Here is a 13188-nt window from a genome sequence, read left to right as displayed (position 1 = left end):
GTCCAGCGCCGCCGTCACGGCCCACTCCCCCGCAGCCCGCGACACCCCCGCAGCCCGGCACTCCGGAGCGGCGGTCGTGGAGTGATATCGACTTCGCCCCAAAGGGTGCGCGGGTGCCCCGCCAGGCCGGTCCTAAATCCGGCTGGCGCCGCCTGCTCTTCAAGGCCTCGTTCGGACGGATCAATCCCGGGCCGTCGACCAGTGAACGACGGGACGCCGCCCACGAAGCCACCATCGGGTCGGCACTGCGAGGCAACTACAAGGTCGGGGTGCTGGGCAAGGGCGGGGTCGGCAAAACCACCGTCGCCGCCAGCGTCGGCTCGATCTTCGCCGAGCTTCGTCGCCAGGACCGCGTCGTGGCGATCGACGCCGACACCGCGTTCGGGCGGCTGGGCAGCCGGATCGACCCGCAGACCAGCGGCTCCTACTGGGAAATCGCCGCCGACCAGAACCTGCGGTCGTTCGCCGATGTGAGTACCCGCGTCGGGAGCAACTCGGCGGGCCTCTACGTGCTGGCCGGCGAGCCCACCGCCGGCGGGCGGCGGATCCTGGACCCCGCGCTGTATCGCGAGGCCACCTCACGCCTCGACCGCCACTTCACCATCGCGATCATCGACTGCGGCTCCACGATGGACGCGCCGGTGACCCAGGAGGCGCTGAGCGACCTGGACGCGCTGATCGTGGTGTCATCGCCGTGGGCCGACGGCGCCGGCGCGGCGGCGCTGACGATGGAGTGGCTGGCGGCGCACGGCCGCACCGGTCTGCTGAACCGCACCGTCGTGGTGCTCAACGACTCCGACGGGCATTCGGACAAGCGCCACCGATCGGTACTGGCGAACCAGTTTGTCGAGCGCGGCCAGAAGGTGGTTCAGGTGCCCTTCGACCCGCACCTGCGCCCCGGCGGCGTCATCGACGTGAGAAGCGAGCTTGCCCGCACCACGCGCAGCAGATTTCTGGAGATTTCGGCGGCGGTCGCCGGGTTCTTCGCGGCCCGGCCGGAGCCGCCGCGGGAGACGCGCTAAGCACGCGCGGACGGATCCGCGGTGGCTTCGATCTTGGTCACCCGGTCATCATGGATGGTCAGCACAACGACGGCGAACAGCCGCCCCTCGGCGAACGCCAACAACACGGGTTGGCCGGCCGGACCGCTCACCACGGTGGCGCCGGGCCCCAGGTAGCGCAGCAGGTTGACGGCGACGTCGTGGGGTCCGTGATTGATCTGCGGCGGCGGAGCCGGGTCGGCGAGTACGGTGCCGACGCCCCACACCGTCGGGTCCAACACCGCGGCCAGCGCCTGCACATCGCCGTTGGCGCATGCGGTGATGAATTTCTCGGTGACGAGCTGATGCTCGGCCGACGACACCTCGCCCGGTTTCGGTTGCGCGACAGCGAATTTCGTCCGTGCTCTTCGGGCGAGCTGTCGGCAGGTGCCCACCGGACGCCCGACCGTCTCGGCGATCGAGTCGAAGGGGATGCCGAACACGTCGTGCAATACGAACGACACCCGCTCACCGGGGCTCAGTCGGCGCAACACCTCTAGGAGCGCCGTGCGAACCTCGTCGTCCAGAGTCACCCGCTCGGCCGGGTCGGGCCGTCCGGACTGGTTGACCGCGGCCACTTCTGAGCCGATGTCGTCGGGCCGCTCATGGCGGACCCTCGCGGAGCGCACCTGGTCTAGGCAGAGTCGGCCGGCGACCACGGTCAGCCAGGCGCGGACGTCCTCGATCTCGTCGACGCGGGCGTGCGAGAGCCGCAGAAATGCCTCCTGCGCCACGTCTTCGGCGTCACCGACGTCACCGAGCATCTGATACGCCAGGTTGACCAGATACGGGCGGTGCCGTCGCCAGGCCTCGGCGATCGGATCCGCGGCGGAATTGCTCATGTTGTCACGACGATCCGGGTGGGCGAAAAGTTACAAGTTTCTGCCGTAACTTTCCCACCTTCTGGTCCGTCCTTGATGAAAAGCACGTTGACCAGGAGGCAATTATGACCATCGTCGTAACCGGAGCGACCGGCAATGTCGGCCGCCCATTGGTGTCGCTGCTCGCTGCCGCGGGTGCGCCGGTACGGGCGGTCACCCGCACGCCGAACACCGCCGGGTTTCCCGACGGCGTCGAGGCGGTGCGGTCGACCGTCGATGCGCTGCCCGGGGCGTCCACGGTATTCCTCAATTCCCGCGCCCTCGGCGATCAACTCGCCGACGTCGTAGCCGCCGCGCGGCACGCCGGGGTAAGCAAGCTGGTGGCGCTCTCGGCCATCAACGCCGATGACGACTTCGCCCGGCAGCCGTCGCGGGCTCGCGGCGACCGCAACAAGGAAGTCGAGCAGCTCAGCATCGACTCGGGCCTGGCCTGGGTGAGCTTGCGGCCCGCGGTGTTTGCCACCAACTTCGCCGGCATGTGGGGGGCGCAGATCCAGGCCGGCGACGTCGTGGGCGGGCCGTACGCCCACGCGTCCAGCGCACCCATTGTCGAGGCCGATATCGCCGCGGTTGCCGCGCAAGCTCTGTTGACCGATGAGTTTGTTGGACAACAGATCCCGCTGACCGGGCCGCAGGCCTTCACCAACGAGGAGCTGGTCGATGTCATCGGCAACGTTCTCGGTCGTCCGCTGCGGTACGTCGAGGCGCCGCCCGATGTGGTGCGACAGCGCTTCATCGCCATCGGACTGGGTGCCGAATTCGCCGACGCGTACACGTCGATGCTCGCCGACGCCGTCGACAAGCCGGCGCTGGTCACCCGCGAAATCGAGAAGATCACCGGCCGGCCGCCCACCCCGTTCGCCCGGTGGGTCTCCGACCACCGTCACCTGTTCACGAAATAACAAAGGAGACAAGCCGTGTCTGATCCACGTCCACCGCGTTACCTCAAGCCGATGAACAAGCTAATGATGGCGGTGCAGAAGCTCGGCGTACCGACCGGGCCCGCGATGGTGCTGACGGTGCCGGGCCGCAAGTCCGGTAAACCGCGCCGCACACCGATGACGCCGTTCCAAGTCGACGGCGGGCTCTATGCGGTGGCCGGCTACCCCGGTGCGGACTGGGCCGCCAACGCCCGGGCCGCCGGTGTCGGCACCCTCAGCAAGGGACGGCGGTCGCGACCGATCAGGATCGTGGAACTCAGTGCGGCACAAGCGCGCCCGATCCTGCGGGAGTACCCGACCCAGGTTCCGGTCGGCGTCATGTTCGCCAAAAGTTCCGGCATGGTCGTCGACGGCACGCCCGACGAGTTCGAGGCACTGGCCGGCCGTCTGGCGGTCTTTCGCTTCGACTTGGTCGGCAACGGATAGCCGCTATTCAAGCGTTCCGCGCACATGATTTCAGCGCGTCGGCGGCCGCGAAGGTTATTGCACTCAGAATGAGGCCCGCGATGTCACGACTGCGGGTCGCCCCAATCCCAGTGCGGATGACGTTGCATCTTCTGTCTTGGCACGCTTATCTGAGACATACGGGACGCGCGACGCGGAGACCCTCGAACGTGCGGGTTACACGCTCTCGGCAGCCCATTAACGTCGGGCGGCCCTGGTCCCTCTATTCGTGACTTCCGACGCTGCGATGAGGGCGACTCGCCGCCCTCGCCACCACCACGCGGCCATATGCGGGTCAGCGATCACACACTGGCCGAATGGGTGCGGGAGTCTCGTGCCATAACGATCGATCGGCTAACCGTGAAGGGTACGCCGGGGCGAGTCGGTGTTGGAATCTCAGTCACGAACCGTCACAGCTGGTCTCGGCTGCCCTGCCAAATATGAGTCCGAGTCGCAACTCGTGATAAACGCTGAGCTTGGCCCCTTGGGGAGACAATAAACGGGCTATGGTTTTCCTACCCCCGTGACGCCATTCGATAAGGCTATTAGAGGAGGACGAGATGTCCCTTCGTAATGCTTGGTCTCTCCAGCTGCCTCCCCTTAACGACTTCGTCCTGTCTCCAGCTTTTGGCGGAGGCCTCGTACTGCTTGCCGCACTCATTGTGCTTCTCGTCGCTACTCGACATGAGGCGCGACGACTGGACAAGCAGCTTGGGCAGCAAGATAGACATCATCAAGAGGTTCGCGAGGACCGGCAGCGCCGCGACGCGATCGAGCGCTGCTGGCAAAGGCTCGTGTGGTTGGTGAAAACCGCGAATACCGAGCCTGCGGACATTGGCACGGACGAGGCCGTTCTCGGACTTGGGCCAGGGTTGACACTCGCGATCCTCGAGGGGCTCACCCGCGATGCCAAGGAGCTGCAGGATGGCACGCTAGCGGAGGCCGTAGCAGCGTACTTCAGCCAATACGGTCTGGCGTTGGGGCAAAAGATTGGCTCGTTGCCGGACATTTCCGAGATGAGTGATAAGGGTCAAGAACACGTGGAAACCACAGGCGATAGCAAAGCGGCGCGGCCTGTTGCAGGTGCAACGCGCGCTACCGCTCGTTCCGGCGCGCATGGGGGACGCGAACTATGACCAGCCTGGAGCGGCATATCCGGGATCTAGACATGGCCTCCTGGGCGAAGCTGACCAAGCGAGCGGCCGAGCAGGCGGTCGCCGCCGCTGAGCACGCCGGTCGACCGGCTCCCCCACGCTTGGTCGCGGTAGCCAAGCTGAATGAGGCCGAGCTGATCGATATTCGCCGGCAAAACATGTGGCGGCCGGCACCCACGGCACCGACTCTGAGAATGAAGCTCGTCGAATCCGAGTATCGGCGCGCACTGGCTGAGCAGCGGATACAACGCGCTGAACAAGATACAAAGGACGCCCTCGCCGACGCAGAAGCTGCACGCAACGAAGCACACGCATCCGCTGGGGCAGCCAACGATGCGCGCGGCCGCACTCGTGCGGCAACCGAGGAACTCCTGCGCAATCAGCTGGAGCGGACAGCTGAGCAGCTCGAGACACAGGCGGAATTGGAGAGCTTGCACAACGAGCTCAATCAAACGCGCGCCTTCGAGACGGCCGCACGCGCTGAAGCCAAAGAGGCACAGGCGGCTGCGAAGGCTGCGAAAGACCGCGAAGTCGCCGCCCTCGACAAATTCGCGTTACAAGGGGCGCAGCTGGCAGGCGCGCAGCGCAAGGTCGAGACCGCGCTGCAGAAGTCCCAGATGGCCGAACAGAAAATGCAGGCCGAGCTCGATCAGGTCCGCGCAGACTCCGCTGCCCAGATCGCTGCGGCCGCCCAGCACGCTAGTGCGGCTGATCAACGCGCCGAAGAACGGCTCGCTGAGCGGGCCGCGGACCGGCGTGAGGCGCAGATTGAGATGGAGAGATTACGGGGCGAAATCGTAAAGGTTCGCAGCGACGCTGAAACTGAAATTGCGGCCGCCCTCGAACGGACCAGGGCTGCCGAAAATCGGGCCCTTCAGCGAATGTCTGAGCGTGCTGCGGACCGAGCGGCAGCCCGAGAAACAATCGACAAGCTGCAGGCATACCTCGAGCAGGCTCGCGCTAACGCAGAAAACGAAGTCCATACCGCGCGGGAACAAGCGGTGCTGGCGATCGCCGCTGCGCAAGCGGTCTCGGATAAATTGCTGGCGCGCGTGCGGGCTGAAGGACAGCAGCAAGTCAATGACGCAGTCCACGCGCGCGCGCAGGCGGAAGCAATCGCCGACAGATACCGCGCGCAAGCCGAGAATGCACATGCGCGCGTCGCAATGCCTATTCCTGACTGGACGGTGCGCCCAGCGACAATGTCTATCGAAAGCGCGCTGACTAGGCTGCACCAAATCAACTACATCCTCGAGGTCGGAATGGCCGAGGAAGTCGCTGCTGAAATCCCACTAGATGCCGAGTTTGTTGCGCGCTTGACACGGACGGTGCAACGGCAGGCCCAGGACCTTCGGCAGGAATTCATTGAGTTGCCCGCCCGCTTTAACTCGGAGCCTCAGATCGAGGCTGCTGCAGAATACGCCGAGGCGGCTTCCCAGGCTGCCTGTGCCTTTCTACGCCGGATCGAGGCAGCGGCGGATCAGCTGCACAGCCGGCGAGCAGACTCAGACATCCAGGTGTTGGAAGCAGTAGTAGAGATGCTGGCTGATCCTGGTGTTCGGGCACTCCTGTCGGAGTCCGCTGACGCGTAGCTTGCCGTGCTGCGTAGCTGCGATCGGGTTCCTGAGCCACGCCGAAAGCCCAACAGCGGCCTATTGATTAGGGGAAGCAATGACTGACAATTCAGATTTCATCGAGCGTTACGTGGGCTTGGGTGACGACGGTCGCCCGGAACGCCTTGGTACACCGCCCGTCGACGACAAGTTGCCTGACGGCCGCGGGGGCGAGGGCACACGATCCAACGCATTTCGAACAATGGATCCCCATCTGCGGGGCTTTTCTTCCTCGACTAGTGCGAAGGGGGGCGACACGCCTGTGGGGCATTCGGCGATCGACCAGGGCCTCCACGCCCAGTTAGACGGGAGTCCGCCTGCAACCGGTGGTGGTGTGCCGCCGAATATCGTCGGCGGTGCGCCGGTTGCACCGTCCGGGCAGCCGCGCAATCCGAACGTGGGGCAGCCACCACCTCCGACTCTCAACCCTCGTTCCGACGAGGGTGGCGTGCCGCCCTTGCACCACGAATCGCCACCACTAGTGGATCCCGCAGAAAGATGGGCGCCTCAGGCGCATCGGCGGACAGCCGATTCGGTGACGGGTCAGCATATTCAATTGCGCGACGTGGCGAAGCAACGCCGTGAGCCTGCCGAGATGGGCTGGCGCAAAGTCATTTACCTCAGCACGGGACACATGCTCAACCTGGGAGCAGGTCCGGCGGAGCGCCGATTCATTGCGTGGAGGGATCGCATCTCGAGCAATATCCCAGGCAACTACCAGATCGCTGCTATCTCTGTGAAAGGCGGCGTCGGAAAAACGCGCGTGACCGCCGGGGTGGGATCAGTCTTTGCCGAACTACGCAAGCAGCCCGTGCTCGCTATCGACGCTAATCCCACTTACGGTGGGCTGGGGCGATTGATCGACCCTCGAATCCAGACTTCTGTCCGTGACTTTTTGGCGGCCGAGGACCTTGTCGACTACCCGAGGGCGCGCTTCTACACCGGGCAGAATAAGCAAGGCCTTGAGGTGTTGGCCGGGAATCAAAACGTGGCAAACCCGATGGCGTTGGGGGCTCGCACCTTCACCGATACTGTCAGCCGAGCCAGGCGGTTTTATCAGCTCGCCTTAGTCGATTGCGGGGCTGAAATCGAACACCCTGTAGTGCCCGCGGTGTTGTCTGCGTCAGACTCGCTCTTGATCGTCGGCTCTTGCAGCGTCGAAGGTGGACTAGCTATCGAGACAACGATCGACTGGCTCGAGGCTCGAAACGGACAAGAGCTACTGAAGCGCTCGGTGATCGTACTGAATGACGCTTACCACTCGGCTGACGAAAACTTGATTAACTACGTCCGAGAAACACTGAGCAGGCGAGTGCATGCCGTGAAAACCATCCCGTGGGATATTCATCTGCGAGATGCAGTCACGTTGGATTTCCCGGCACTGAAACGCAGTACTCGTCTAGCGTTCATGGAACTGGCCGCCGAACTTGCTGGTGGCTTTGCGACGGCAGGAGCATTGGCGGGGTAATTAGGCGCTGGTGACCCAGCGGCCGCTGTTGTCACCTTGCTCGCCCCGAAACCCCCGCGTCATAGACATCGTCAAGCGGCCACGCCAGCCTCCCGACGAGCTCATCCTTGTCCGCGCGCAGGAAGTCCGCTTAGTTCCTGGAACCAGGCGAAGTGATAATTTGCGTTGAGGTGACTCTTGCCGGCAATACCTTCGGTGGCCGCGAGCAGCAGCCAATTTAGCATCAGCTCGGTGTCCACCTCTGGGTACTGCGCCAGCAACTGATTTCGTGAGGCGTCCAGATACATCCGCAGGATGTCGATCTCGGCGCCGACGACGCCCGTTCCCGCAGCACCGGCCTTTGCCAGCGTATGCACTATTGGCGGTAGTCCGTCGCGCCAACGCGTGGCCTCACTCAGCAGCCAGCCCAAGTCGTCGACGGGCGGAAGATCGCGCGGTTGCGACGATGTATCAGTGACACCGTCGTCAGGGGCCCAGCCCATCGGATCGCCGGGGGCGTACGTCGCCGAAAGTGTGGTCTGACCGAGCAACGCCGCTGCGGTCCCGCTGCGTCTGGCCGGATCGAGCAGGTGGACACCCGTGGGCAGCGCGATACTGGGCGGGATCCAGCCGTGCGCAAGATCGGTCACCAGTAATATCGTGCCGTCGCTGCGGGTTCCGGCTGCCCAACGCAAGCCGGGTTCTTGTCGCGCAACGAACTGGAGTACCCGTTGCAGCGTTTCATGTTGGGACTCCAACGGCAGGCGGGGCCTCGACTTGCCGTCGGCCTTTGAAGGCTCAGCGACAATACTGGGTTGCCTGATGGGCTCAAACATCGACGCCGGGGGCGGAGGCGTCATCGGCTCCGGCACGGGTGCGGGCTCGATTCGAGTCGCGGCCTGAGGCGAGATCTCGTACGGCAGGTTCCCCAGCTCCTCGATGATCTCTGTGTCGTCCGTGCCGAACAGATTCGGTGGATGAACCTCCTTCGTGCCGAAAAATTTCGGCACCGTCGCTGCAGCTTCATCGTCCACAGAGTGGGGCGCTGACTCCCTGCTTTCGCGTTTCCCGACAGCGCTCGAATCCGCCTGCGTCACGGACATTATGGCCGGCTCAGCCATCTCGGGCGTTCCGGCGGGTTCAACATGATCCGTCCGCGGAAGAGCGCCTTTAAGTCTTTGCGCCTTTTCGAGCTCGTCTGCGCCGGCCACAATTCTGCCTTGCGATTCCGTCGGCCATTTCGTGTTCGTGTTGCGCAGATGCCGAAGCGTCGACTCGACTCGTCGAACAGCGAAAGCGCGTGCGGCGTCGATAACGCGAGCTTCTTCTGCCTTCCGGACCGCAACCGGTAATCCCGCTCGCGCAACACTTCTGAGATCTCCATTTGCCGCATTGACGATCCGCTGCAAATCCGCTTTCAGATATTTCACAAGTTGCGCGTTGTCCGCCGTCACCGCTGATAACTCGGCCGGCCACAACCCGCCCGTGACCCATGGGGTGCAGTCGACGGGAGAGCTAAAGGCAGGGATCTTGAGCGATTCGCGAGCAGCTCTCCGCAAGCGCTGCCGCGCCGTAATCCGACCGAAGATCTCCACTTGCCAAGCGTACCGTCAGCGCTGCCATACGACTCGGCAGATTGGCTCACCCACGACGCCCCCGCGTTGCCTCGCGCAGCGGCGGTTTCCCGCGATAAGCCCACCTGCCCGTGGCGATGCGTCGGTACCGACCGAGGCTTCCGGCCACAGGTAGAAATATATTCGGATTATCGGACCGAAGCACGAGAGCTATTCTGCGCCAGCATTATCGGCACAGATTTTTGCCGACCACTTCGCGATGGCCTACCGCGCCTAGATTCAACGCAACCAGCCGTAGAGTCGCGAGGCGCACCCTTGGCGTGTCGATAGGCACACCAACGGCCCGCAGACGACCTTGGATATTGCAGAGGTTGAACCGTCGCGCACCGGGTATTCACAACGCCAACCGACGGGGGCGCGCCGACGATGACGCAGCCGACACAGTCGGCTTCGAGGAGTGGCACGCATGACCTTCGACCTGACGCCGACTGCGGCACAACATGACCTGGCCCGGCGCGCCCACGAATTCGCCGAATCGGTCATCCGGCCGGTCGCCCTGGACTACGACCAGAAACAAGAGTTCCCGTGGCCGGTGCTCGAAGAGGCCGCGCAGCAAGGCTTCTATAGTCCGCTGTTCTACCGCGATCTGATCGGCGACCCGACCGGGCTTTCGCTGCCGATGTTCATGGAAGAGCTGTTCTGGGGTTGCGCCGGAATCGGTTTGGCGATCGTGATGCCGGCGCTGGCGCTGTCGGCGATCGGGCAGGCGGCCTCTCCGGAGCAGATGTTGGAGTGGGCGCCGCAGTGCTTCGGCACACCGGGGGACCTCAAGCTCGCGGCGCTGGCGATCTCCGAACCAGAAGGTGGCAGCGACGTCCGCAATCTGCGGACCACGGCCAAGCGCGACGGCAGCGACTGGGTACTCGACGGCCACAAGATGTGGATCGGCAACGGCGGGATCGCCGACGTGCATGTGGTGAACGCGGTCGTCGATGAAGAACTCGGTCATCGCGGCCAAGCATTGTTCATCGTCCCGGGCGGTACACCCGGCCTGGAGCTGGTGCGCAAGCTGGACAAACTCGGCTGCCGGGCCTCGCACACCGCCGAGCTGAAATTCAACGGCGTCCGGATTCCCGAGGCCAATCTGCTGGGCGGGCAGGAAAAGCTCGAGCACAAACTGGCCAAGGCGCGCGAGGTGGTGGCCGGTGGAAAGCGGTCCGGCTCAGCCACATTGGGCACCTTTGAGCAGACTCGACCGATGGTGGCCGCACAAGCGATCGGCATCGCCCGGGCGGCGCTGGAATATGCCACCACCTACGCCACCCAGCGGGAGGCGTTCGGCGGCCCGATCATGGACAACCAGGGCATCGCGTTTCCGCTGGCCGAGATCGCCACCCAGATCGACGCGGCCCGCCTGTTGACCTGGCGGGCCTCCTGGATGGCTGCCCAGGGAATCGCGTTCGAGCGCGGCGAAGGCTCGATGTCGAAAATGGCGGCCAGCGAGGTCGCGGTGCGCGCGACCGAACGCGCCATTCAGACACTCGGCGGCTGGGGCTACATCACCGACCACCCGGTGGAGAAGTGGTATCGAGATGCCAAGCTGTACACCATCTTTGAGGGCACCAGCGAGATCCAACGGATCGTCATCTCCACCGCGCTGGGCCACAATGAAGGAGCTCCGCCGCTGCACGTCGAGCTCGAGCCGACCGGCGGCCCGCTGAACCGGGTGTTCGGCCGAGGCACCCAGCTGCGGGGCCGGGTGGCCGACGCCGCGCTTGCCGCGAAGGACCGGGTGCCCGAGCCGCTCATGCGCCTCGGTATGCAGGTATTGCGGCCACCGCGAAAATAGAGCTATGCCTACCGATAAGACCGGCGCCGAGGCCACCGTCAGCGCCGCCGAGGGGAAGTACACCATTGCCGTCGACGGCGAAACCGTCGGGCTCGCGGCCGTCGCCGACCGCGCTAACCAGCGGGTTTTCTACCACACCGAGGTCCAGGAGCAATTCGGCGGACGCGGCCTGGCCACGATTCTGATCGACGAGGCTTTGCAGGCCACCCGCGCGGACGGCAAGCGGGTGGTCCCGCTCTGCCCGATGGTCGCCGCCTTCATCAAGAAGCATCCCGAATTCAGCGACATGACCGACAAGGTCACGCCGGACATCCTGCAGTGGGCCGACACCCTCTGATCAGTTCTCCCGGTCGGCCAGTTCGCTGACGAACCGGTCGATGAAAGCGTCGGCCGGTCCTGTACTTGCTTGCCTGATAACGAATTTCGTCAAGCCGGCAGCCAGGTACGCGTCGACTTGGCGATGCAGCTGATCCCAGTCTGCGGCGACCAGGTCGGCGGGATCGACGTCCGGCCGACGATGGCGAACCGCAGCGACCACTTCCGGCGGCAACTCGCCGTCGGCGACCGCAAGCGAGATACCGAAGTGATCGGGTTCGATCTGTCGGCCCGCTTGCGCGGCAGCTCGCTCGATCGCCTCGCGTCCCGCTCGCGCCTCGTCAGGAGTCAGGAAGCTGCCCAACCAGCCGTCGGCCAGCGTGCCGATGCGACGGAATGCCGCCGGCGCCGAACCGCCCAGCCAGATGTCCAGCGGGGGATTGGGCCGGGGCGCCACTGCCGCAGCGGTCACGGTGAAATACCGGCCGTTGTAGCTGGCCGGGTCGTCGACCAGTGCTGCGCGCAAGATCCGCAGCGACTCATCGAACACGGCCGCACGCTCGCCGTCGGGGACGCTGAACACTTCGCGCTCGGCGGGAATGGCCGAGCGCAGACCGAAGACCGGCAGAACCCGCTTGGGCGCGACCGCTGCGAGCGAGGCCAGTTGCTTGGCCACCAATACCGGGTGGCGCCCCGGCAGCACGGCGACCGAAGTGCCCACCTTCAGTCGCGTGGTGCGGGCCAAGGCGTACGCCATGCCGACGACGGGATCGACCGCTGGGGAGTACACCAACTCGGAGAACCACAGCGAGTCCACCCCGCTGGTTTCCAGATGATCGACGATCGGCGCAAGCTGATCGGCAGGTGTGTTGAGGCCGAGGCTGATCCCGAAGCGAACCTTCATTGCCATGCCAACGCGGGGGACTCGCTAGTTGTGCCCGCTACCGATTGATCGAGCGAACCACATTTCTGTGGGCGAAGGGGGACTTGAACCCCCACGTCCCGAAGGACACTGGCACCTGAAGCCAGCGCGTCTGCCATTCCGCCACTCGCCCTAAACAACCGGTGGAGCCTACCACTGTAATCGCGGGCATCTCCAAACCGCTCGGACGCTGCCGAGCCCCGCGCCCGCCGGTTTGACCTGGCCCGATTCGATTCTCAGAGTTCTGGAGGTGCCGCTGTGCTGCGCTTGCCGGATAGCATGCTGAATACGACACGCATAATGCGACACGCCGGAGCATCGTCCGCCGTGCAGCACCAAGAGATAAGGACTAAGGCGGGCGCTTGGACATGGGCAGCCAGAGGGGGCTAGTTCAACGCATCGAGCGCAAACTCGAGGTTTCCGTTGGCGATGCCGTTGCCCGGATGTTCGGCGGATCGATCGTTGCGCAAGAGGTCGAGGCAATGTTGCGGCGCGATGCCGCCGAGGGAATTCGCCTGGCGGCAGGCGAGCGCCTTTTGGCTCCCAACGAATACATCATTACCCTCGGTATGCACGACTACCAGAAAGTGGGCGCCGACCCGGACCTCACTTCGGACGCTTTCGCTAAGCAGCTAGCGGGATACATCGGCGAACAGGGGTGGCAAACATATGGTGACGTGGTCATCCGTTTCGAGCAGTCGGCGAATCTGCGCACCGGCCAGTTCCGCACCCGCGGTGCTATCAACCCCGATGTCGAACCCCGGCCAACAGCCGGCGAGTTCTCCCCGCCACAATCAGTCCATGCGTTCAGCGCAGAACCAGGAGTACCAGCGATGACCGAGAATTCGAGCTACGGCGGCGGCCACGGGCAGGGACGGCCCGGGGACGACTATTACGACGACCCCCACGCGCGGCCGCATGAGGACCCGCACGCGGCGCCGGACCCGCACGCGGCGCCGGATCCGCGCGGCGGCTACCCCGACCAAGGCGGCTACGGCGCACCCGACC

General features: G+C 64.7%; 12 protein-coding genes and 1 tRNA gene. 9 read left to right on the top strand and 4 right to left on the bottom strand.

The genetic code is table 11. The annotated features are described in order from the left end of the window. Nucleotides 1–1022: MinD/ParA family ATP-binding protein (locus WAO18_RS17275; RefSeq protein ID WP_422207458.1), on the top strand; the 1022-nt coding region annotated here is incomplete at its 5' end. On the opposite strand, the gene sigI is transcribed toward WAO18_RS17275, so the two are convergent. Further along, on the bottom strand, nucleotides 1019–1882 hold the full coding sequence (sigI, locus tag WAO18_RS17270; RefSeq protein WP_422207457.1) for an RNA polymerase sigma factor SigI: 864 nt from the start codon (nucleotides 1880–1882) through the stop codon (nucleotides 1019–1021). The genes WAO18_RS17275 and sigI overlap by 4 nt on opposite strands. A gap of 104 nt (nucleotides 1883–1986) precedes the next feature. Here sigI and WAO18_RS17265 point away from each other — a divergent pair, with 104 nt between their 5' ends. The 5 genes from WAO18_RS17265 to WAO18_RS17245 all read left to right on the top strand — a co-directional run bounded on the left by WAO18_RS17265 (nucleotide 1987) and on the right by WAO18_RS17245 (nucleotide 7541). Continuing rightward, nucleotides 1987–2823, top strand: a complete 837-nt coding sequence (locus tag WAO18_RS17265) for an NAD(P)H-binding protein (RefSeq protein ID WP_422207456.1) — start codon at nucleotides 1987–1989, stop codon at nucleotides 2821–2823. Between the two features lie 15 nt (nucleotides 2824–2838). Further along, the gene (locus WAO18_RS17260) at nucleotides 2839–3288 is read left to right on the top strand and encodes a nitroreductase family deazaflavin-dependent oxidoreductase (protein WP_422207455.1); all 450 of its coding nucleotides are present in this window, start codon (nucleotides 2839–2841) and stop codon (nucleotides 3286–3288) included. Nucleotides 3289–3866: 578 nt separating this feature from the next. After that, a complete protein-coding gene (locus WAO18_RS17255; RefSeq protein WP_422207454.1) occupies nucleotides 3867–4442 on the top strand; it encodes a hypothetical protein in 576 nt (191 codons plus the stop codon). Next, entirely contained in the window at nucleotides 4439–6052 is a 1614-nt protein-coding gene (locus WAO18_RS17250; RefSeq protein ID WP_422207453.1) for a hypothetical protein, read from the top strand. The genes WAO18_RS17255 and WAO18_RS17250 overlap by 4 nt, the downstream gene beginning before the upstream one ends. A gap of 79 nt (nucleotides 6053–6131) precedes the next feature. Then, nucleotides 6132–7541, top strand: a complete 1410-nt coding sequence (locus tag WAO18_RS17245; RefSeq protein ID WP_422207452.1) for a MinD/ParA family ATP-binding protein — start codon at nucleotides 6132–6134, stop codon at nucleotides 7539–7541. 101 nt (nucleotides 7542–7642) lie between these two features. Here the strand turns inward: WAO18_RS17245 and WAO18_RS17240 are convergent, their stop codons facing one another. Then, nucleotides 7643–9115 (bottom strand): DUF5632 domain-containing protein, encoded by a 1473-nt coding sequence (locus WAO18_RS17240; protein WP_422207451.1) that lies wholly within the window; start codon nucleotides 9113–9115, stop codon nucleotides 7643–7645. A gap of 445 nt (nucleotides 9116–9560) precedes the next feature. Here WAO18_RS17240 and WAO18_RS17235 point away from each other — a divergent pair, with 445 nt between their 5' ends. Beyond that, on the top strand, nucleotides 9561–10943 hold the full coding sequence (locus WAO18_RS17235; RefSeq protein WP_422207450.1) for an acyl-CoA dehydrogenase family protein: 1383 nt from the start codon (nucleotides 9561–9563) through the stop codon (nucleotides 10941–10943). 4 nt (nucleotides 10944–10947) lie between these two features. Continuing rightward, on the top strand, nucleotides 10948–11280 hold the full coding sequence (locus WAO18_RS17230; RefSeq protein ID WP_422207449.1) for a GNAT family N-acetyltransferase: 333 nt from the start codon (nucleotides 10948–10950) through the stop codon (nucleotides 11278–11280). On the opposite strand, the gene WAO18_RS17225 is transcribed toward WAO18_RS17230, so the two are convergent. Continuing rightward, nucleotides 11281–12162 (bottom strand): TIGR03854 family LLM class F420-dependent oxidoreductase, encoded by an 882-nt coding sequence (locus tag WAO18_RS17225; protein ID WP_422207448.1) that lies wholly within the window; start codon nucleotides 12160–12162, stop codon nucleotides 11281–11283. 68 nt (nucleotides 12163–12230) lie between these two features. Next, nucleotides 12231–12313: transfer RNA gene (locus WAO18_RS17220), tRNA-Leu, on the bottom strand. A 235-nt stretch (nucleotides 12314–12548) separates the two neighbouring features. Here WAO18_RS17220 and WAO18_RS17215 point away from each other — a divergent pair. Then, a partial coding sequence (locus WAO18_RS17215) for a DUF3662 domain-containing protein (RefSeq protein WP_422207447.1) occupies nucleotides 12549–13188 on the top strand: 640 nt, incomplete at its 3' end.

It is taken from the genome of Mycobacterium sp. (assembly GCF_049278535.1).
Lineage (GTDB): Bacteria > Actinomycetota > Actinomycetes > Mycobacteriales > Mycobacteriaceae > Mycobacterium.
Note: the sequence above shows the minus strand (reverse complement) of the source record. Positions and strands in the feature narration are given on the sequence as shown.